Here is a 19,396-nt window from a genome sequence, read left to right as displayed (position 1 = left end):
TATAAAAAACCTGAAAGGGTTTGAAACCCTTTCAGGGTTGGTGATAATTAAATTATTTGTTTAAAATGATAGCCGCTTCTTTCGCGAAATAAGTAGAAATAATATCCGCTCCTGCTCTTTTGATACAGTGTAGTTGTTCAATCATAATCTTGTCATGATCGAGCCAGCCTCTTTCTGCTGCGGCTTTAACCATCGCATATTCTCCTGAAACCTGATATACAGAAACTGGTACATTTACGGCATTTTTTACTTCTCGAACAATATCCAAATAGGCGATCCCTGGTTTTACCATAACAATATCGGCTCCTTCTTCAACGTCATGAAGCGCTTCTTTAATGGCTTCAATCCTATTAGCATAATCCATCTGATATGTTTTTTTATCTTTTGGAACTTCGTTCACATCAACTGGAGCACTGTCTAAAGCTTCTCTAAACGGACCATAAAAAGAGGAAGCATATTTAGCGCTATAGCTCATGATTCCCACGTTATGATGTCCATTTTCTTCCAATGCTTTTCGGATTGCTAAAACTCTTCCATCCATCATATCACTTGGCGCTACAAAATCGGCACCAGCTTCTGCATGACTCAGACTCATCAAAGTTAAAGCATCTACCGTGGCATCGTTAACAACCTGTCCTTTTTCGATAATTCCGTCATGGCCATAAATTGAATACGGGTCCAAAGCAACATCAGGCATTACTATCATTCCAGGAACGGCATCTTTAATCGCACGAATCGTTTGTTGCATCAATCCGTTTTTATTCCAAGCTTCTTTTCCGGTATTGTCTTTTAATTTGTCATCCACTTTTACATAGATATTGACCGCCTTGATTCCCAAATCCCAAAGCGCTTTGACTTCTTTTACGGTCAGATCTAAAGAACGACGGTAGATTCCCGGCATTGATGGAATTTCAACTTGATAGTCTTTTCCTTCTGCCACAAACATCGGAAACATAAAATCGTTTGGTGATAAATGAGTTTCACGAACCAAGCTTCTGATGGATTCATTGGTTCTTAAACGGCGATTTCTTTGTAATGGAAACATAATTATTTCTGATTTTAGATTTTAGATTTGGGTTGAAACCGAAATTTAAAATCGATGTTTACTTATAACCAATCTATTGGATTTTCTAATATTTTGATCAACTTTTCTTCTTCGCTTCCTGCTTCTGGATGATGGTCGTAAACCCATTGCACGTGCGGCGGCAAGCTCATCAGAATGCTTTCGATTCTTCCGTTGGTTTTTAATCCGAAGAGCGTTCCTTTGTCGTGAACCAGATTAAATTCTACATAACGTCCTCGGCGAATTTCCTGCCAGTTTCTGTTTTCTTGTGAATATTCTAGGTTTTTTCTTTTTTCAACAATCGGCACATACGCTTCAAGAAAGCTATTCCCAACTTCTGTTACGAAATCGTACCAGTTCTCTAACGTAAATTCTTCCGAAGCTTTGCAATGATCAAAAAACAAGCCACCTATTCCTCGAGCTTCATTTCTGTGTGTATTCCAAAAATAGTCATCGCATTGTTTTTTAAACTTCGGATAAAATTCTGGATTATGCTTATCACAGGCTGACTTGCAAATCTGATGAAAGTGCTTAGCATCTTCTTCAAACAAATAATAAGGCGTCAGATCTTGACCTCCGCCAAACCATTGGTTGACCGTATTTCCTTGCTTGTCATACATTTCAAAATAACGCCAATTGGCATGAACTGTAGGTACTTTTGGATTTTTAGGGTGGATGACCAAACTCAATCCGCAAGCGAAAAAATCAACATCGCCCACATTAAAATAGGCCTGCATCGCTTTTGGCAGCGGACCATGTACAGCAGAAATATTAACGCCTCCTTTTTCGAAAACAGCTCCGTTTTCAATAACACGAGTCCTGCCTCCTCCGCCTTCTGTACGTTCCCAAATATCTTCTTTGAATTTGGCTTGGCCGTCCACTTTTTCAAGTCCAGCAGTTATTGTATCTTGAAGATTTTGTATGTAAGCGTAAAATTTGTTTTTCATTATAATTTATGCTTTTGCGGCAGTAATCTTATTGAAAATATCAAAAGAAAACGTCTTGCTTTCTTTTTGAATGTATTCGTAAACAGCAACTGCTTTTTCTTTTAATCCTATTTTTGATTCTTCTGCTCTTGCCGAAAGCAGTACCAAAAAATCTGCAAATTGTTCTGCATTTGTCCAATCAAAGTGAAATTTTTCCAAATGCTGAATCAACTCATCAGAAGAAAAACTTGAAAGACTTTCAAAAGTCAGTGCTAAGTGCTTTAATTGATTATCCAATTCATCTAAATTCCAATTTTCGGGAATGTAGGTCAAGGAAATCAACTGTTTTAGAATCGTGTTGATTCTTTCATTTTCTTCGTCTCGTAATCCTTTGGTCAGCATTTTATCTTGATTTTGAGATTTTTAATTTTTGATTTCGGCCTGAAATCTGCAACTTGAAATCTATTTATATTCTTTCACGGCATCTACAAATGCTTTGGCATGGTCGACAGGAATATTTGGTAAAATTCCATGTCCAAGATTGGCAATAAATTTGTCCTTCCCAAATTCATTGATCATTTCTGTAACCATTTTTTTGATGGTCGGAATCGGTGAAAGCAGTCTTGACGGATCAAAGTTTCCTTGCAACGTAATGTCTCCTCCTGACAAATATCTGGCGTTTCTTGGCGAACACGTCCAATCTACACCTAAAGCCGATGCCTTGCTTTTTCCCATTTCATTTAGGGCAAACCAGCAACCTTTACCGAACACGATAACATGCGTTTCTGGAGCCAGTGCTTCTACAATCTGATTGATGTATTTCCATGAGAATTCTTGATAATCGACTGGCGAGAGCATTCCTCCCCAACTATCAAAAACCTGTACCGCATTCACACCTGCTTTTACTTTTTCTTTCAGATAAGCAATGGTCGTATCGGTAATTTTCTGCAATAAAACATGAGCTGCTTCTGGATGCGTGAAGCAAAATCCTTTGGCAGTATCAAAACTTTTGGATCCTTTTCCTTCCACGGCATAGCAAAAAATGGTCCATGGAGAACCCGCGAATCCAATCAACGGAACCTCATCATTCAGCATTTCTTTCGTCAGCTTAATAGCATCCATCACATAACCTAAGGTTTCATGAATGTTCGGGACAATTACTTTTTCTACATCTTGAGGCGTTCTAATCGGATTCGGTAAAAACGGACCGACACTTTCTTTCATCAAGACTTCGATTCCCATTGCCTGCGGCACTACCAAAATATCAGAAAACAAAATCGCTGCATCAGGTGCAATTCTTCGAATGGGCTGTACTGTGATTTCTGCTGCTAATTCTGGTGTCTGGCAACGCGTAAAGAAATCATATTTATCACGCAATGCGATAAATTCTGGCAGATATCTTCCGGCTTGGCGCATCATCCAAACTGGTGGACGTTCTACAGTTTCTTTATTTAGGGCTCTTAGGAAAAGGTCGTTTTTTATCATTTTTATTTACTTTAGGCTATAAGCTCTAGGCTTTAAGCTTTCATTTATGACTTAAATTTTGCTTACGGCGTAATGCCTAAAGCTTTTTGTTATAATAATTTATGGCTTGAATAATCACATTTTCAACAGTCTGCTGTTTTGCGATTATTACGTTATTGGTTATTTTTTCTAAAGCTTCTGCCGTTGTCGTTCCGATACAGAAGCAGTTTTGGTTTTCAATTTTATTGCCTTTTAAATAGCTTTGGACTCCTGACGGACTGAAAAAAAGTAATGCGTCGGCTGGTGAATTTATTTTTTGTGGCGTTAATAGTGTTTCATATACTTCAATTTCTCGAAGAGCTACATTTGATTTCTTCAAGGTTTCTGGCAATGTTTCTCGTCGTAGATTTCCACAGAAAAAAACAAAACTTTCTTTTTGAAAATCATGTACGATGACTTCTGATAATTCCGAAGCATATTCTCTTGAAACGACCACTTTATAACCGTTTTCTTCTAATAAAGCTTTGGTTTTGCTTCCTACGCAGAATATTTTTTTGGCTTTGAGCTCTTTGGCTTTTTCATTCTCCAGAAAACTTTTTACAGCATTTTGACTCGTAAAAATCATGTTTTCAAAAGAACCTTCCAGTTCAAAATCTTTCCTTACAATTTCAATAAAATCGGCTTCGATGACAGAGAAATTGGCATTCAGCAAAAACTGCTTCTGATTGGGAAGTAATTTTTTAGTGGATAAAATTCTAATGGGTTTAGACATGTTACTGGCGTTTTAAAGAGAAGACTATTTCTTTAGACCTCTCTTGATTATTTCCATCAGTTCTTGCCCGCCATTGGCTAGAATTTCAAGTGCTGCTTCTTGTCCAAAATTCTTATAATGTGTTATTTCTACTGTTTTTTCTATCTCAATTTTTTCTTTTCCGTCTATTGAAAAAAGTACGCCTTCAAAACGGATTTTGTTGTCAAGTACTTCTGCATAAGCTCCAATTGGCGCCGTACAGCCGCCTTCTAGAGTTCTTAAAAATTGGCGTTCGATATGCGTACAGATTTCGCTTTCGAAATGGTTCAATTTTGCTGTTGCCTCTTTACAGAAATCATCATTGTCCATCGCCACGATAACCATCGCACCTTGTGCTGGAGCAGGAATCATCCAATCAAGGACAGTATGATTTTCTGGCAAAAGCTCGATTCTTTCTAAACCGGCTTTGGCAAAAACAGCTCCATTCCAGTCATTATCTTTTAACTTCTGCAATCTCGTATTGACATTACCACGCAAATCGACCACCTGATGGTTCGGGTAGCGGTGCAGCCATTGTGCCTGGCGACGCAAGCTTCCTGTAGCAACAGTTCCGCTTGAATGCAGGAAATCTAAATTGCCTTTGTGTACTAAAATATCTTGATGATTGGCTCTTTTTAAGACTGCGGTCTGAACGATACCTTTTGGCAAAGCCGTCGGCACATCTTTTAAGGAATGCACAGCGATATCCACTTCGCCTTTAATCATGGCCATATCAAGGGTTTTCGTAAAAATTCCTGTGATTCCGAATTCGTAAAGTGGGATGTCAAGAATAACATCGCCTGTAGATTTCACGGCAACAATTTCTGTTTTATACCCTAAATCGTTAAGTTTTTTTTCAACTGTATGAGCTTGCCAAAGTGCTAATTGGCTGTCGCGGGTTCCTATTCGGATCGTTTTATTCATTTTTTGAAGCTTCAATCTGAAAAACTTTTTCAATCCACTCGATGCTTTCATCTACCATAGTATCATTGTCTTTTAGATGATTGGCAAAATGCGTCGTGATTTTTTGGATGATTCTTTTGCTGATGATTTCAGCTTGTTCTTCATCAAAATTACTGATTTTTTTTCGCTGGAAGCTCAATTCTGTATCTTTAATAGAATTCAGTTTTTCTTTTAGCGCATGAATCGTAGGCGCAAATTTTCTGCCATTTACCCATGTCGTAAATTCTTCCATCATTTCTTCAATAATCGCTTCGGCCTGAGGGATGTGTTTTTTCCTGTTTTCTAACGTAACATCCGTAATCTTAGACAAGTCATCTAAATGAACAACTGTTACGCCTGGAATGCTTTTGACATTGTCATGGACATTTTTTGGGATGGACAAATCCAAAATCAAAAGTGGCTTATTTATATCTAAAATGGCTTCATCAATCGTAGGATTGCTTGCTCCTGTTGCTACCACTAACACATCTGCTTTTGGAATTTCCAACGGCAGCAAATCATAGTCTTTTACAATCAGGTTGAATTTTCCTGCAATTTTTTCTGCCTTATCTTTTGTCCTGTTTATAAGGGTGATGTGGTCATTTTTAGTATGTTTTACTAAATTTTCACAGGTATTTCTTCCTATTTTCCCTGTTCCGAAAAGCAAGATATTTTTTGTGCTGACATCAGCAACATTATTCATTATATATTGGACAGAAGCAAAGGAAACAGAAGTTGCTCCAGAACTTAATTCGGTTTCATTTTTGATTTTTTTGCTAGTCTGGATGACCGAATTCACCAATCTTTCCATAAAAGCATTAGCCAAGCCTTGTGACTTTGCTTCAGAAAAACTTGTCTTTATCTGGCTGATGATTTCAAAATCACCCAAAATTTGGCTGTCCAATCCGGTTCCTACTCTGAAAATATGATTTATCGCTTCCTGATTTTTATATATGAAGCCTACATTTTGGAATTCTTCTACCGTTCCTTGGCTATTATTGCAAAGCAATTTGATCAATTGAAACGGGTGTTCTGCAAAACCATAGATTTCGGTTCTGTTACATGTGGAAGTAACAATCAAACTGCTGATCCCATCTTCTTTTGCCTGTTGCAAAACTGCGGATTTAGCTTGATTTCCTAAACTGAATTTCCCTCTAATCTCTGCATCCGCCTTCTTGTAACTCAATCCAACCGCATAGAAGTAGTGATGCTTTGACAAGTTATTTTTATTCATAGTGTTACCTTAAAGTATCTTTTTGAAACGAAGCAAAAATCACAAAATGGATTTTCATTCGAACACCACAAAATTATACTTATACATTTTATAAAAGTAACGCTGAAAGTACTATTTATGTCGCTGTGAGATATTTTGATAATTTTAGCCATTATAAATTAGAAAAACTTTAAATTTGCAGTGAAATCAGCATTTGACAGCTTTTTTGTTTAGAACCATTCTAAATAAAAATCTTTCTAATTTTCAAATTCACGAGAAAAAAAATACCGCTATGAGTTCACCCGAAGAAATCAAGATTGAAGACGATTTTATCATCATCCGATTTCAAAATGACAGCGATGAAACTTCCCATTTTGAGCGCGAAGTCAACGTGGATCTGATTCAGTTTCACTTTGGCATAAAAGGCCGAGCGAAGTTTATTTTCAACCAAGGACGCTATGCCCTCGACCTAAAAGAAGACCTTTCTCTTTTTCTGTATAACCCGCAAAAAGAGCTTCCGGTACATTTGGAAATAGCGCCACATTCTTGGGTAATTTCTGTATTGATTTCGATTAAAAAATTCCACGGATTGTTTTCTTCAGAAGCAGATTATATTCCGTTTTTAAGTGAAGAAAACAAAGACAAAAAATATTATAAAGACGAACCGATCAGTCCGTCAATGTCGATTGTGTTGAACCAACTTTTCAATTTTAACCTTCATCCGTCGATTAAAAATCTTTATTTTAAAGGAAAAGCATATGAATTGTTGAGCCTTTATTTCAATCGAAGTGAAGATCCAAATGCAGAACAATGTCCGTTTCTGGTAGATGAAGACAATGTACTCAAAATCAGAAAGGCTAAAGATATTGTTATTGCGAACATGGCCGAGCCTCCAGGATTGCAGGAACTTGCCGACCAAGTGGGCATCAATCTGAAAAAACTAAAAATGGGCTTCAAGCAGATTTATGGCGACAGTGTTTATAGTTTTCTTTTTGATTACAAGATGGAATTTGCTAGAAAATTATTAGACAGCGGTTCTTATAATGTCAATGAAGTCGGACTCAAAATAGGCTACAGCACAGCCAGTCACTTTATCGCAGCATTCAAGAAAAAATTTGGCACAACACCGAAAAAATACCTGATGTCGATTGCAATAACCAGCTAATCAATTTTGCACATTAAACAATCAATAAAAAATAGTTAATCCAGTCTGATTAATTTACGACGGAGATTACTTTTACAAATAAAATTTTAAATAATAATCCTGACAGAGTTGAAACTCTGACAGGATTAGGAAAAAACAAATTAAATGAAAGGCGTATTATTAGTAAACCTTGGCTCTCCCAAAAGTCCTGAGCCCAAAGACGTAAAACCATATCTTGATGAATTTTTAATGGACAAATACGTTATCGACGTACCATTTCTTTTAAGAGCCTTATTAGTTCGAGGCATTATCTTGAGGAAACGTCCTGAAGAATCGGCTCATGCTTATAAAAAAATCTGGTGGAAGGAAGGTTCTCCTTTAATGGTTCTTTCTGAAAGAATGCACAAAAAAGTACAGGCCAAAACCGAAATTCCTGTCGCTTTGGCGATGCGTTATGGCGAAATGACAATTGAAAAAGGACTTCAAGAATTGCATGAACAAGGTGTTACCGAAGTATTGCTTTTCCCTTTGTATCCGCAATATGCGATGGCTTCAACATTGACAATTCTAGTTTTGGCAGAAGAAATCAGGAAAAAGAAATTTCCTCACATGAAATTTACTGATGTGCCTGCATTTTACAATAAGCCGGACTATATCAAAAATCTAGCAGACTTAATGAAAAAACATTTGGAAGGCTTTGATTATGATCAGCTCGTTTTCTCCTACCATGGAATACCAGAGCGTCACATCAGAAAAACAGATGTAACAAAATCACACTGTAAAATAGACGGTTCTTGCTGTTCGACTCCATCGGCAGCACATGCGTTTTGCTACCGCCACCAATGTTATGAAACTACAAGACTTGTGGTAGAACAACTAAACATTCCAAAAGAAAAATACTGCCAGACGTTCCAATCTAGGCTTGCTGGTGACAAATGGCTGGAACCTTATACCGATATCGAAATCAACAATATGCCGGCAAAAGGAATTAAAAAAATTGCCGTAGTAACACCTGCTTTTGTAACCGATTGCCTTGAGACTTTAGAAGAAATCGCCATGCGCGCTAAAGAAGATTTCGTAGAAAACGGAGGCCAAGATTTTTTGGCAATCCCGTGCTTAAACGATGACGATAACTGGGTCGAAACTGTGACCAATTGGATTAAAGAATGGGCGTTTGCCGAAAAACTAGCCGTCTGATATGGCAGTTACTTCGGAAGAATTAGGAACGCAGGATATCAAAAAACTGCTGATCAAGCAAGCCATTCCCTCTTCGGTCGGAATTTTGTTTATGTCAGTCAATATTTTGGTGGATACCATTTTTGTAGGCCAATGGGTCGGTTCTTTGGCGATTGCTGCTGTGACAGTTGTTCTTCCGATAACCTTTTTGATTTCTTCTTTAGGAATGGCAATAGGTGTAGGCGGCGGTTCGGTGCTTTCGCGAGCATTGGGTTCTGGCAATAAAGAAAAAGCCATTACCGTTTTTGCGAATCAGGTCATGATGACTTTCTGCCTTTCTTCTATTTTCGTACTTCTCGGATTGCTTTTCAGTGAAGAAATGCTGTTGCTTTTCGGAGCCAACGGAAACATCATGGAACCAGCAAAAGAGTTCTTTTTTCCTGTTTTAATTGGAGTCCCTTTTTTAGCGCTCTGCATGATGGGAAATAATGTCATTCGAGCCGAAGGAAAACCAAAATTTGCCATGGTATCGATGATTATTCCTGCCTTTGTAAACATACTTCTCGATATTCTTTTTATTAAATTTTTAGATATGGGGATCTTTGGTGCCGCCATGGCAACTCTTATTTCCTATACCAGCTGTTTTTTGTTTGTGCTATGGTTTTTTGTTTCCAAAAGTGAAATGAAACTGCACTTTCATCATTTTAGATTTGACAAAAAAATCATCCGAGAAATTACTTCCTTGAGTTTTGTGACCTTTTCAAGACAAGGAGTCGTCAGTATTTTGGCTATCATCTTAAATCATACTTTATATACGTATGGTGGCGAACATTCTGTAACCGTTTATGGAATCATCAGCCGTATGCTGATGTTTGCCTTATTTCCTGTTTTGGGAATCACGCAAGCTTTTTTGCCTATCGCAGGATATAATTACGGTGCTGAAAATTACAATCGCGTCAAAGAAACCATTTTGACTTCTATAAAATATGCTGGATTTTTGGCCATCTTGATTTTTGTGTTCATCCTATTCTTTGCAAAATCAATTGTTGCCGTATTTACGACAGACTTAGCCGTAATTGCAGAAACTCCAAATGCATTGCGCTGGGTTTTTGCGGCTTCGCCAATCATTGCCGTACAATTAATCGGCGCTGCCTATTTCCAAGCCGCCGGAAAAGCCAAGAAAGCATTATTTCTGACTTTAACCAAACAAGGCTTTTTCTTAATTCCACTGGTGCTTATCTTGCCGACATTTTTCGGTATTTTTGGCGTATGGGTTGCTTTTCCAATTGCTGATATCCTTTCCACAATCATAACAGGACTTTTCCTGAAGAAAGAAATGAACGAGAATTTAATCGAAACTACAGATGGAAAATTATTATGAGTATTTAAAATCCCTTCATTTGATCTTCGTAATCACTTGGTTTGCAGGATTATTCTATATTGTCCGCTTGTTTGTCTACCAAATTGAAGCTTCGCAAAAAGCATCTCCAGAGAAAGAAATTCTTCAAAAGCAGTATAAGATTATGACCTATCGTTTATGGTACATTATCACATGGCCATCGGCAGTCTTGGCTAGTATTTTTGCTTTTTGGATGTTGTTTTTTACGCCACAGGGAAATTTTTGGTTGCAGCAATCTTGGATGCACGTAAAGCTTGGCTTTGTTTTTGCTTTGTATTTGTATCATTTAAAATGCCATCAGATATTCAAGCAACTGCAAAACGACGAGGTAAAACATACGTCTAATTTTATGCGCCTTTGGAATGAAGGTGCGACAATTATACTTTTCGCAGTAGTTTTTTTTGGTAATTTTGAAAAATGCCGTCAACTGGATTTTTGGAGTAATCGGAATCATGCTGTTCTCCATAATCATCATGTTGGGCTTTAAATTTTATAAAAGAATTCGGGAAAGAAACCAGTCTTAATGCTGAAACCAATCAAAATAAAACGCCTATCGCTTCGTGTCAGAATCTTCCTCTCGATGATTTTCCTGACCTTGATTTCGTCAATTCTGATGGCTTCTCTTTCGGTTTATCAGTTTAAGACCGCGGCAAAAGAATACCACGAAGAACGTCTCGAACGCCGTGAAACTGCTGTCAAGGAACACATCAATTACATTCTGAGCACGACAACTTATCCGCTGACTTCAGAAAACCTGCCTCTTATTTTCAAGGATGAAATTTATAAACTAGCCGACATCCATAGCTTGGCTATTAATATTTACAGTTTGGATGGTAAACTGCTAAAATCATCTAAGGCTTCTTTTACCGTTGATACGATCTTGCCACCGATTCCCAATTATATTTTGAAATTGGTGCAATCTTCTATGGACAAAAGGTATGTCGACGTACAGAGCATCGATGGCATGAAATTTCGCTCTTCGTATACGCAGATCAAGGATACAAAGTTTAAGCCTTTGGGCATCTTGAATCTTCCGTACATTCCAGATGACGGATTTTATGAGCGAGAATTGCGAAACTTTTTGATCAGCTTGGGCCAAGTATATTCTATCATGTTGATTGTGGCTTTTGTCTTGGCGTATTTCTTATCGAGTTACATCACGAAGTTCCTGAAATCGATTACCGACAAGATTACGGAAACCCGATTCAACCAAAAAAACGAAAAGATTGAGCTCGAAGAAAGCAGTAAGGAAATTGCCTTGCTCGTTCATGCCTACAATTCGATGGTGGAAGAATTGGATGAAAGTGCCACAAAATTAGCTCAAAGTGAAAGGGAACAGGCTTGGCGCGAAATGGCTAAGCAAGTTGCTCATGAAATCAAAAATCCGTTGACACCAATGCGATTGACGGTTCAGAGTTTTCAAAGAAAATTTGACCCGAACGACCCTGATGTCAAGCAAAAAATGACGGACTATTCTAATACGTTGATTCAGCAGATTGATACGATGAGCTCGGTAGCCTCAGCCTTTTCAAACTTTGCTTCGATGCCTGCCCAGCAGAATGAGACATTAAATGTCGTAGATGTCGTACAACTTACTTTGGACATTTTCAATGAAGATTATATCGAATTTCGAAGTGAAGAAAAAGAAATCATCACGATTATGGACCGTACGCAATTGATTCGTGTCGTAACCAATCTTGTGAAAAATGCAATCCAAGCTATTCCAGAAAATCAGGCAGAAAAATCAGTAGTTGTTTCTGTCAAAAAAGAAGAAAATCAAGTGCTGATCAGCGTCCAAGACAACGGGACAGGCATTGAAACAGATAATCTCAACCGAATTTTCGAGCCCAAGTTTACGACCAAAAACAGCGGCATGGGCTTAGGATTGGGAATCATCAAAAATATCATTGAAAATTATAATGGAACGATTACTTTTGAAACAGCTTCTGGAAAGGGAACTGTTTTTTGTGTTTTCCTTCCCATAATCAAAATGTAATGTTGCGAAACGAACAATAAAACAACCTTTAGATATGAATTACGAAAATATTTTAGCGACTTCTGAAAACGGAATCGCCACGATAACAATCAACAGGCCTACAAAATTAAATGCTTTAAACAAGGCAACTATTGAAGAACTGCATACCGCTTTTGACACCTTAGACAAAGATTATAGTGTAAGTGTAATTATATTGACAGGGAGTGGCGATAAGGCTTTTGTTGCTGGAGCTGATATTTCTGAATTTGCCAACTTTTCGGTTTCGGAAGGAGCAGAATTAGCGGCAAAAGGACAATCGTCTTTATTTGATTTTGTAGAAAATTTAAAAACTCCAGTCATTGCTGCTGTTAATGGTTTTGCTTTAGGCGGTGGTCTAGAATTGGCTATGGCCTGTCATTTTAGGATTGCTTCTGATAATGCAAAAATGGGCTTGCCAGAAGTTTCTCTTGGCGTCATTCCAGGGTATGGCGGAACACAACGACTGCCTCAATTAGTCGGAAAAGGAAAAGCAATGGAATTAATCATGACTGCCGGAATGCTAACTGCCGAAGAAGCTAAAGCATCAGGATTAGTGAATCATGTAGTTCCACAGTCTGAATTAGTAGAACTAGCAACTACTTTAGCGCAGAAAATCATGAAAAATTCTCCGGTTGCTATCGGAATGGCAATCGAGGCGATCAATGCCAATTTCAAAGACGGTGTTGACGGCTATGCTGTCGAAATCAAAAACTTTGGTGATGCTTTTGGAACTGAAGATTTTAAAGAAGGAACAGGTGCTTTCTTAGAAAAAAGAAAGCCGGTCTTTACTGGAAAATAATAAAACAAAAAAGCCAGAATATAAATTCTGGCTTTTTATTATCTCTTTCCTTCGCATTCTGCAAAAAACTGTTCTAGGAATTTCTCCATATAGGCATGTCTTTCCTCTGCTATCGATTTTCCTGTTTTGGTATTCATCTTGTCTTTCAGCAACAGCAATTTCTCATAAAAATGATTGATTGTTGGTGAAACGGAATTTTTATATTCCTCTTTGCTCATGTTCAGGTTAGGAGCAATTTCCGGATTGTAAAGCGGCCTGTTTTTAAATCCACCATAATTAAAAGTCCTGGCAATACCAATCGCTCCAATCGCATCCAAACGATCGGCATCTTGCACGACATCGAGTTCAATGGAAGAAAACTTGCGTTCAAAATTTCCTCCCTTAAAAGAAATATTTTCGATGATGTTTACTACGTGGATGATTGTATCTTCAGAAACGTTTTGCTTTTCAAGAAACTCCCAAGCCAATTTCGGGCCAACGGTTTCATCTCCATCGTGAAATTTACTATCGGCAATATCGTGCAGCAAAGCGCCTAAGGCAACAATAGTATTATCGCAATTTTCATACTGAGCAATATTCAACGCATTGTTATAGACTCTTTCGATGTGAAACCAGTCGTGTCCGCCTTCGGCATCTTTAAGTTTTTCTTTTACGAAAGCAATCGTCTTTTCTATTAGTATCTTGTCCATAATTTATTTGAGAAAAAAAATCCTCTCTGTGAAGAAAGGATTTGATTATTATTTTAATGTTGCAGGTTCTACCCATTTAAAAATGTGGGATTCTGCAGGAATTACTAATCGTTCTGAAATCTTGGCCATCCTTGCAGGAAGTTTCATCAAGAAATCTCTGGCTTTTTCGGCTTCATCAGTCAATCCTGAAATTTTACCGATTTCCCATTTGTCCATCAATTTCTGCATGATTTCAATATAATCGGTAGCTGTATACACTCCGATTCTTTGTGCTGAATCTGAAAATTGTTCAAAAGCAGTACTTATCTTTTCACCCGATTCTCTCAAGAAATGAGCCGGCATCACGATTTTCTGCTTCATCATATATTGGAAAGCCAGCATCATTTCACTCGGGTCTACTTGAAAAATTCTGTTTACAAATTCAGAATAAGCATGATGGTGACGCATTTCGTCACCCGCAATCAGCTTGCACATTTTTGATAATTTGTTATCTCCAAATTTCTTTGCAATTTGAGAAACCCTGTTGTGGGAAACATACGTCGCTAATTCCTGGAAACTCGTATACACAAAGTTCTTATACGGATCTCTTCCTGTTCCGATATCAAATCCGTCGTTAATCAGATGCTGGGTAGTCATTTCAATCTCGCGCATATTCACACGCCCTGAAAGATAAAGGTATTTGTTCAAAAGGTCTCCATGGCGATTTTCTTCTCCGGTCCAATTTCTGACCCATTTAGACCAGCCATTGCCTCCTTCATCAACTTGGTTAACACCTTCCACATCCATAAGCCAAGACTCATACGTTGGAAGCGCTTCTTCTGTAATTGTATCGCCGACTAAAACTACCCAGAAATCATAAGGCAATTCTTTTGCAATCTCTCTTAATTCTTTTACGTCTTCAAAAAAGGTTTCTTTTTGAGAATCTGGCAAAAGGTCAGAGGGCTGCCATATCTTCTCCACAGGAATCAGATATTGATCAACGAACGTATCAATATTTTTCTCTAGAAACTGCATTACTTCTAGACGAATGTTTTTTATAGACATAATTTTAATTTTTTATTCCTTCAACTACAGCTTTTTCTGTCTCTTTCATCAATTCATCAAAAGGAACTTGTGCCACTGAAATTGGCTTATGAGCGGTAAAGGTAAGGCGATTTCCTAAACCTACAGGAAAAAAGCCATATTTAACAATTTTCCAAGAATTGTTTATGGTTATCGGAACTACAACTGCCGATGGTGCATTTTTGCATAAAATTTTCAATCCCGTCTGGGCGAATTCTTTAGGATTTCCGTCTTTGCTTCGGGTTCCTTCCGGAAAAATGACTGCTGCACGGTTGTGTTTTTCAATATATTCCGCCAAGCCTTTGATTGTTGGAACAGCTTGTTTTGGATCTTTTCTATCTATTAAAACGGAGCCTCCATGCCTTAAATTGTAAGAAACGCTTGGAATTCCTTTGCCTAATTCTTTTTTGCTAACAAATTTCGGGTGTGATTTCCTGAAGAACCAAATTATGGCAACTATGTCGTACATACTTTGGTGGTTGGCGACAAAAATTACGGGAACTCCTTTAGGAACCAATTCTCTTCCTTCAACTTTATAGGTTGTTCCCAAAAGATGCGTTGTCCTTAATAAGCATAAATTTAGGTAATCGACACTTTTTTTATGCGCCTGATACCCAAACACATTAAAACAAATCCACTGGATGGGATGAAAAATCACTAAAAACAATCCAAAAAACAGATAGTATACTGCCGAAATTGGGTATGAAATAAGTTTCTCCATAGTTATTATAATTCACCGCAAAAGTACTAATTATATTTTTGTTTATTTTAATTGACAAATAGCAAAATTGTATCAAAAAATAACGCTTGCTACGTAGAAAAAAAGAACTATTTTTACGAAAAATAAGTGCCAATTATAAATGAAAGAAAAAATGAGTTCAGAGAAAGAAGCCAAATTGAAAGCGTTGCAACTAACGCTTGATAAATTAGATAAGACCTACGGTAAAGGTACCGTAATGAAGCTGGGTGACCGCGCTGTTGAAGAAGTAGAAACAATTTCATCCGGATCTTTAGGATTGGATTTAGCTCTTGGAGTGAATGGATATCCAAAAGGAAGAATTATTGAAATTTACGGACCTGAATCTTCGGGTAAGACCACATTAACTTTGCATGCGATTGCTGAAGCTCAAAAGGCTGGCGGCATTGCTGCTTTTATTGATGCGGAACATGCTTTTGACAGAAGTTATGCAGAAAAATTAGGCGTAGATGTAGAAAATCTTATCATTTCACAACCAGACAACGGAGAGCAAGCTTTAGAAATTGCAGAAAACCTAATCCGTTCTGGCGCAATTGATATTGTTGTAATTGACTCTGTTGCCGCCTTGACGCCGAAAAGCGAGATTGAAGGCGAAATGGGAGATTCAAAGATGGGACTTCACGCTAGATTGATGTCGCAAGCCTTGAGAAAATTAACCGGAACAATCAGCAAAACGCATTGTACCGTTTTCTTCATCAACCAGCTTCGTGAAAAAATCGGTGTAATGTTCGGAAATCCAGAAACGACAACAGGTGGTAATGCCTTGAAATTTTATGCTTCGGTTCGTTTAGACATCAGAAGATCTTCGCAGATTAAAGATGGAGAAAACGTAATCGGAAACAGAACAAAAGTAAAAGTCGTAAAAAACAAAGTGGCTCCGCCATTCAAGACAGCAGAATTCGACATTATGTATGGTGAAGGAGTTTCTAAAACTGGAGAAATTTTAGATCTGGCAGTAGAATTTGAAGTCGTGAAAAAATCAGGCTCTTGGTTCAGCTACGGCGACACGAAACTCGGCCAAGGTCGAGATGCAGTAAAAGCCTTAATCAAAGACAATCCAGAATTGGCTGAAGAATTAGAGCTGAAAATCAAATCGCTGATTAAAGAAAATAATAGTTAAAAATAAAAACCCGAAAATTTCGGGTTTTTTTATATCCAAACGCAACCTTTAGCATAAATCTTCATCTACACAATAAAGCATAAATAGTAATACAAAAAAATGAAAAAGTTAATTTCAATTTTATTTCTGGCAATTATCGCTGTCACTGCCTTTAGTTCCTGCGAATTAGGCGACGATGACAACGTTAATTACCACTTTGAACTGATTCCTACAGAAAGCGCAGTATTTCCTGAAAGTTTTATCTTGGGACAGACGTATACCATAAAAGTGTATTATAAAAGACCTACAAGCTGTCATTTTTTTGAAGGCTTTTATTATGAAAGAGATTCAAATGTTAGAACAATAGCGGTACAGACAAGCGTTATGCACAGTGATTCTTGTACTGAATTAGATGAAGAGCCTGTTGAGGCTTCATTTGATTTCTTGCCAACAAGCACCGGTTCTTACGTTTTCAAATTTTATCAAGGAAAAGATCAATATGGAAATAACCGTTTCTTGGAGTATGAAGTACCAGTAGTTCAACAATAATTTTTAATTTATACAGGAAAAACTTTGGGTTTAGAACAACTCATATACGATTGCAGAGATAATGATACAAAAGCTCAAGAACAATTATATAAGTTGCTCTCTCCTAAATTGTTCAGTGTCTGCTTGAAGTATTCGCGAAATTATGTGGAAGCCGAAGATAATCTCCAGGATGGATTCCTGATTATCTTCAGCAAGATAGGACAATTTAATTTCAAGGGTTCTTTTGAAGGCTGGGCAAAAAGAGTAATGGTGAACAATATTCTGCAAAAATATCGAGGCAGTTCTGTTTTTGAAATCGTAAATGATACTATTCCTGATGAAGCAGAAGTTGAGATTGATGATGAAAGTGTGACGCTTGAATTTTTAATGAAAATTATTCAAGAATTACCAGACCGATATCGATTGGTTTTTAACTTGTATGTAATGGACGGTTATTCGCATAAAGAAATTGCCGATATGCTTGACATAACAACAGGAACAACAAAATCAAATCTTGCACGTGCAAAAATGATTTTAAAAGAAAAAATAGAAGCTCAGGCCGGAAACGGAAATTATACAGCAGCAAAATGAGTGAGAAAAAAAATTTAGAACGGCTTTTTCAAGAAAAGTTCAAGGACTTTGAAGCGACACCTTCGCCTGCAGTCTGGGACAATATAGAAGCCGAACTTAGGAAGAAAAAGAAGAGAAGAGTCATTCCGTTATGGTTTAGACTTTCAGGTGTTGCCGCAATATTGCTTATCGGATTTGTAATCGGAGATGGATTAATCAACAATTCTTCGGAAACTGATAACGGAGTTGTAAATCAAGAAAAAAACAATTCAAATAACGACGGGACAAACGAATTAGTTCCTATGAAAAGCCCTGTAAAAAGCAACGCAGTTGTTACTGAGGCTGAAAATACGGATTTAGAAAAAAATACATCATCAAAAAACGAATCAGAAGGTACAAATGCAACACAAAACAGACCTGACAAGTCTAATGCATTAGAAAGAAACTATGTAAAGAACAAAGCAGTTGCTAGCCAAGATAATACCGACAGCAACAATGCTAAAAAGGGCACTATTATAAAAAACAGCACTAATAAAAGCCTAAATAAGTTTAAAAATCAGACCTTAAAAGACAACAATACAGGCCTTGCCAATCAAGAAGCTGTTAATAAAAAGAATACTCAAGGCAATACTAGCGCTATCGCAAATTCTGGAAATAAAGAAAATAGTTCTGAAAAACTGTTTAATGATAATACCAGTAATAAAAACAAAGCTTTAGCCAATCAAGAAAATCTGAACGGAAACGAAAAGCAGCTTGCTTCAGTTGAAAAAAAACAAAATGACAACGTTCAGAAAAATGACAAGACCATACAAAACAAAAATCTGATCGATAAAAATCAAAATAACACTTCTCGAATTGCTTTTAATACTGATGCTTTCGAGAAACAAAAAAAAGATTCGGCAGCTGTTGCTACTGTTGAACCTAATCCGCTGGAAGAATTGCTAAAAGAAAAAGAAAAAAAACAACAAGCGGTTACAGAAACTAAAGTAAATAGGTGGCAAATTACGTCCAACGTAGCCCCTATTTATTTTAGCTCTGCTTCCAACGGTTCCCCTATCGCCCAGCAATTTGCAGATAATAATAAAAGCTACGACAAGAACCTTAGTTTTGGCGTAGGCGTTAATTATGCATTAAACAAAAAATGGTCTGTCCGTGGCGGAATCAACAAATTAACTTTGGGCTATAATACAAATGATATTGTGTATTATGCAGGCTTGTCGGATGTTAATTCTAGAGGTATTATGGCTTCTAGCAACATCCAAGAAAGTTCTTCTGCCATAGTTATAATTGTAGAAGACAATACGGCCACGAACTTGGTATCATTTGATGATGTTCCTGGGAAAAAAGCCGGGCATCTAAACCAAACTATGGGCTATGTGGAAGTTCCTGTAGAACTTTCGTATAAACTTATAGATAACAAATTTGGAATAGAGTTAATCGGGGGAATGAGTACGCTGTTCTTAAACGAAAACAGCCTGTCTGTAGTATCTCCGGGCATGACAACTAGTATAGGAAAAGCATCGAATTTGAACGATGTTTCTTTTACCTCTAATATCGGAATTGGATTTAAATATAAATTTTGGAAATCATTTGAAGCGAATGTTGAGCCAAAGTTGAAATACCAAATCAATACATTCAGCGAAAATGCAGGAGGATTTAAGCCTTATTTTATAGGCTTGTATTCTGGAATAAGTTTTAACTTTTAGATTAGTTGGTTTTATAGTTTAGTTAGGTTCGTCATTACTTAATACGTTAATGACA

Annotated in this window: 19 protein-coding genes and 1 pseudogene; 10 read left to right on the top strand and 10 right to left on the bottom strand. The window is 37.3% G+C overall.

Going from position 1 to position 19,396, the window contains the following annotated elements:
* Positions 1 to 52: 52 nt before the first annotated feature.
* The 7 genes from hemB to hemA form a co-directional block, all read right to left on the bottom strand.
* Positions 53 to 1,045, bottom strand: a complete 993-nt coding sequence (gene hemB / locus OLM56_RS04100) for a porphobilinogen synthase (RefSeq protein WP_264528413.1) — start codon at positions 1,043 to 1,045, stop codon at positions 53 to 55.
* A gap of 62 nt (positions 1,046 to 1,107) precedes the next feature.
* Positions 1,108 to 2,010: an oxygen-dependent coproporphyrinogen oxidase gene (gene hemF, locus OLM56_RS04095; protein WP_264528412.1), complete on the bottom strand. Its 903-nt coding sequence runs from the start codon at positions 2,008 to 2,010 to the stop codon at positions 1,108 to 1,110.
* 6 nt (positions 2,011 to 2,016) lie between these two features.
* Positions 2,017 to 2,391: a hypothetical protein gene (locus OLM56_RS04090; protein ID WP_182493175.1), complete on the bottom strand. Its 375-nt coding sequence runs from the start codon at positions 2,389 to 2,391 to the stop codon at positions 2,017 to 2,019.
* A 60-nt stretch (positions 2,392 to 2,451) separates the two neighbouring features.
* Complete coding sequence (gene hemE / locus OLM56_RS04085) at positions 2,452 to 3,474, bottom strand: uroporphyrinogen decarboxylase (RefSeq protein ID WP_121375778.1); 1,023 nt, start codon at positions 3,472 to 3,474, stop codon at positions 2,452 to 2,454.
* A 76-nt stretch (positions 3,475 to 3,550) separates the two neighbouring features.
* Entirely contained in the window at positions 3,551 to 4,225 is a 675-nt protein-coding gene (locus OLM56_RS04080) for a uroporphyrinogen-III synthase (RefSeq protein ID WP_264528411.1), read from the bottom strand.
* A gap of 24 nt (positions 4,226 to 4,249) precedes the next feature.
* The gene (gene hemC / locus OLM56_RS04075; RefSeq protein ID WP_264528410.1) at positions 4,250 to 5,167 is read right to left on the bottom strand and encodes a hydroxymethylbilane synthase; all 918 of its coding nucleotides are present in this window, start codon (positions 5,165 to 5,167) and stop codon (positions 4,250 to 4,252) included.
* Positions 5,160 to 6,419: a glutamyl-tRNA reductase gene (hemA, locus tag OLM56_RS04070; protein WP_264528409.1), complete on the bottom strand. Its 1,260-nt coding sequence runs from the start codon at positions 6,417 to 6,419 to the stop codon at positions 5,160 to 5,162. The genes hemC and hemA overlap by 8 nt, the downstream gene beginning before the upstream one ends.
* 271 nt (positions 6,420 to 6,690) lie before the next feature.
* Here hemA and OLM56_RS04065 point away from each other — a divergent pair, with 271 nt between their 5' ends.
* From OLM56_RS04065 to OLM56_RS04040, 6 genes and pseudogenes are all read left to right on the top strand, one after another.
* Positions 6,691 to 7,563, top strand: coding sequence for an AraC family transcriptional regulator (locus tag OLM56_RS04065; protein WP_264528408.1), 873 nt, complete (start codon positions 6,691 to 6,693; stop codon positions 7,561 to 7,563).
* A 144-nt stretch (positions 7,564 to 7,707) separates the two neighbouring features.
* Entirely contained in the window at positions 7,708 to 8,739 is a 1,032-nt protein-coding gene (hemH, locus tag OLM56_RS04060) for a ferrochelatase (RefSeq protein ID WP_264528407.1), read from the top strand.
* Position 8,740: 1 nt separating this feature from the next.
* The gene (locus OLM56_RS04055) at positions 8,741 to 10,099 is read left to right on the top strand and encodes an MATE family efflux transporter (RefSeq protein WP_264528406.1); all 1,359 of its coding nucleotides are present in this window, start codon (positions 8,741 to 8,743) and stop codon (positions 10,097 to 10,099) included.
* Positions 10,083 to 10,641 (top strand): annotated as a pseudogene (locus OLM56_RS04050) (CopD family protein). Before OLM56_RS04055 ends, OLM56_RS04050 begins: the two are co-directional and overlap by 17 nt.
* A gap of 56 nt (positions 10,642 to 10,697) precedes the next feature.
* Positions 10,698 to 12,113: a sensor histidine kinase gene (locus tag OLM56_RS04045; protein WP_182493528.1), complete on the top strand. Its 1,416-nt coding sequence runs from the start codon at positions 10,698 to 10,700 to the stop codon at positions 12,111 to 12,113.
* A 34-nt stretch (positions 12,114 to 12,147) separates the two neighbouring features.
* Positions 12,148 to 12,930, top strand: coding sequence for an enoyl-CoA hydratase/isomerase family protein (locus OLM56_RS04040; protein ID WP_264528405.1), 783 nt, complete (start codon positions 12,148 to 12,150; stop codon positions 12,928 to 12,930).
* Between the two features lie 38 nt (positions 12,931 to 12,968).
* Here OLM56_RS04040 and OLM56_RS04035 read toward each other — a convergent pair whose 3' ends face one another.
* Genes OLM56_RS04035 through OLM56_RS04025 form a run of 3 tightly spaced genes read right to left on the bottom strand, consistent with a single transcriptional unit; the run spans position 12,969 to position 15,402 of the window.
* The gene (locus tag OLM56_RS04035) at positions 12,969 to 13,619 is read right to left on the bottom strand and encodes an HD domain-containing protein (protein WP_121375771.1); all 651 of its coding nucleotides are present in this window, start codon (positions 13,617 to 13,619) and stop codon (positions 12,969 to 12,971) included.
* A gap of 48 nt (positions 13,620 to 13,667) precedes the next feature.
* Positions 13,668 to 14,663 (bottom strand): acyl-ACP desaturase, encoded by a 996-nt coding sequence (locus OLM56_RS04030; protein WP_121375770.1) that lies wholly within the window; start codon positions 14,661 to 14,663, stop codon positions 13,668 to 13,670.
* 4 nt (positions 14,664 to 14,667) lie between these two features.
* The gene (locus tag OLM56_RS04025) at positions 14,668 to 15,402 is read right to left on the bottom strand and encodes a lysophospholipid acyltransferase family protein (protein WP_121375769.1); all 735 of its coding nucleotides are present in this window, start codon (positions 15,400 to 15,402) and stop codon (positions 14,668 to 14,670) included.
* A 151-nt stretch (positions 15,403 to 15,553) separates the two neighbouring features.
* Between OLM56_RS04025 and recA the strand changes: the two genes are divergently transcribed.
* The 4 genes from recA to OLM56_RS04005 all read left to right on the top strand — a co-directional run bounded on the left by recA (position 15,554) and on the right by OLM56_RS04005 (position 19,341).
* Positions 15,554 to 16,558 carry a recombinase RecA gene (gene recA, locus OLM56_RS04020; protein WP_121376260.1) on the top strand — a complete coding sequence of 335 codons (1,005 nt, stop codon included), beginning with the start codon at positions 15,554 to 15,556 and terminating at the stop codon, positions 16,556 to 16,558.
* Positions 16,559 to 16,657: 99 nt separating this feature from the next.
* Positions 16,658 to 17,086: a hypothetical protein gene (locus tag OLM56_RS04015; RefSeq protein WP_182493165.1), complete on the top strand. Its 429-nt coding sequence runs from the start codon at positions 16,658 to 16,660 to the stop codon at positions 17,084 to 17,086.
* Positions 17,087 to 17,110: 24 nt separating this feature from the next.
* Positions 17,111 to 17,656, top strand: coding sequence for an RNA polymerase sigma factor (locus OLM56_RS04010; RefSeq protein WP_264528404.1), 546 nt, complete (start codon positions 17,111 to 17,113; stop codon positions 17,654 to 17,656).
* Positions 17,653 to 19,341 (top strand): outer membrane beta-barrel protein, encoded by a 1,689-nt coding sequence (locus tag OLM56_RS04005; protein WP_264528403.1) that lies wholly within the window; start codon positions 17,653 to 17,655, stop codon positions 19,339 to 19,341. Before OLM56_RS04010 ends, OLM56_RS04005 begins: the two co-directional genes overlap by 4 nt.
* The last annotated feature ends 55 nt before the right edge of the window (positions 19,342 to 19,396 follow it).

Source organism: Flavobacterium sp. N2550 (assembly GCF_025947265.1).
GTDB lineage: Bacteria > Bacteroidota > Bacteroidia > Flavobacteriales > Flavobacteriaceae > Flavobacterium > Flavobacterium endophyticum.
This window is presented reverse-complemented; position numbering and strand designations above follow the sequence as displayed.

What these genes read in the sequence shown, in the direction of transcription:
- hemB (WP_264528413.1), bottom strand. Translation starts at nt 1,045, where the DNA reads ATGTTTCCATTACAAAGAAATCGCCGTTTAAGAACCAATGAATCCATC.
- hemF (WP_264528412.1), bottom strand. Translation starts at nt 2,010, where the DNA reads ATGAAAAACAAATTTTACGCTTACATACAAAATCTTCAAGATACAATA.
- OLM56_RS04090 (WP_182493175.1), bottom strand. Translation starts at nt 2,391, where the DNA reads ATGCTGACCAAAGGATTACGAGACGAAGAAAATGAAAGAATCAACACG.
- hemE (WP_121375778.1), bottom strand. Translation starts at nt 3,474, where the DNA reads ATGATAAAAAACGACCTTTTCCTAAGAGCCCTAAATAAAGAAACTGTA.
- OLM56_RS04080 (WP_264528411.1), bottom strand. Translation starts at nt 4,225, where the DNA reads ATGTCTAAACCCATTAGAATTTTATCCACTAAAAAATTACTTCCCAAT.
- hemC (WP_264528410.1), bottom strand. Translation starts at nt 5,167, where the DNA reads ATGAATAAAACGATCCGAATAGGAACCCGCGACAGCCAATTAGCACTT.
- hemA (WP_264528409.1), bottom strand. Translation starts at nt 6,419, where the DNA reads ATGAATAAAAATAACTTGTCAAAGCATCACTACTTCTATGCGGTTGGA.
- OLM56_RS04065 (WP_264528408.1), top strand. Translation starts at nt 6,691, where the DNA reads ATGAGTTCACCCGAAGAAATCAAGATTGAAGACGATTTTATCATCATC.
- hemH (WP_264528407.1), top strand. Translation starts at nt 7,708, where the DNA reads ATGAAAGGCGTATTATTAGTAAACCTTGGCTCTCCCAAAAGTCCTGAG.
- OLM56_RS04055 (WP_264528406.1), top strand. Translation starts at nt 8,741, where the DNA reads ATGGCAGTTACTTCGGAAGAATTAGGAACGCAGGATATCAAAAAACTG.
- OLM56_RS04045 (WP_182493528.1), top strand. Translation starts at nt 10,698, where the DNA reads ATGATTTTCCTGACCTTGATTTCGTCAATTCTGATGGCTTCTCTTTCG.
- OLM56_RS04040 (WP_264528405.1), top strand. Translation starts at nt 12,148, where the DNA reads ATGAATTACGAAAATATTTTAGCGACTTCTGAAAACGGAATCGCCACG.
- OLM56_RS04035 (WP_121375771.1), bottom strand. Translation starts at nt 13,619, where the DNA reads ATGGACAAGATACTAATAGAAAAGACGATTGCTTTCGTAAAAGAAAAA.
- OLM56_RS04030 (WP_121375770.1), bottom strand. Translation starts at nt 14,663, where the DNA reads ATGTCTATAAAAAACATTCGTCTAGAAGTAATGCAGTTTCTAGAGAAA.
- OLM56_RS04025 (WP_121375769.1), bottom strand. Translation starts at nt 15,402, where the DNA reads ATGGAGAAACTTATTTCATACCCAATTTCGGCAGTATACTATCTGTTT.
- recA (WP_121376260.1), top strand. Translation starts at nt 15,554, where the DNA reads ATGAGTTCAGAGAAAGAAGCCAAATTGAAAGCGTTGCAACTAACGCTT.
- OLM56_RS04015 (WP_182493165.1), top strand. Translation starts at nt 16,658, where the DNA reads ATGAAAAAGTTAATTTCAATTTTATTTCTGGCAATTATCGCTGTCACT.
- OLM56_RS04005 (WP_264528403.1), top strand. Translation starts at nt 17,653, where the DNA reads ATGAGTGAGAAAAAAAATTTAGAACGGCTTTTTCAAGAAAAGTTCAAG.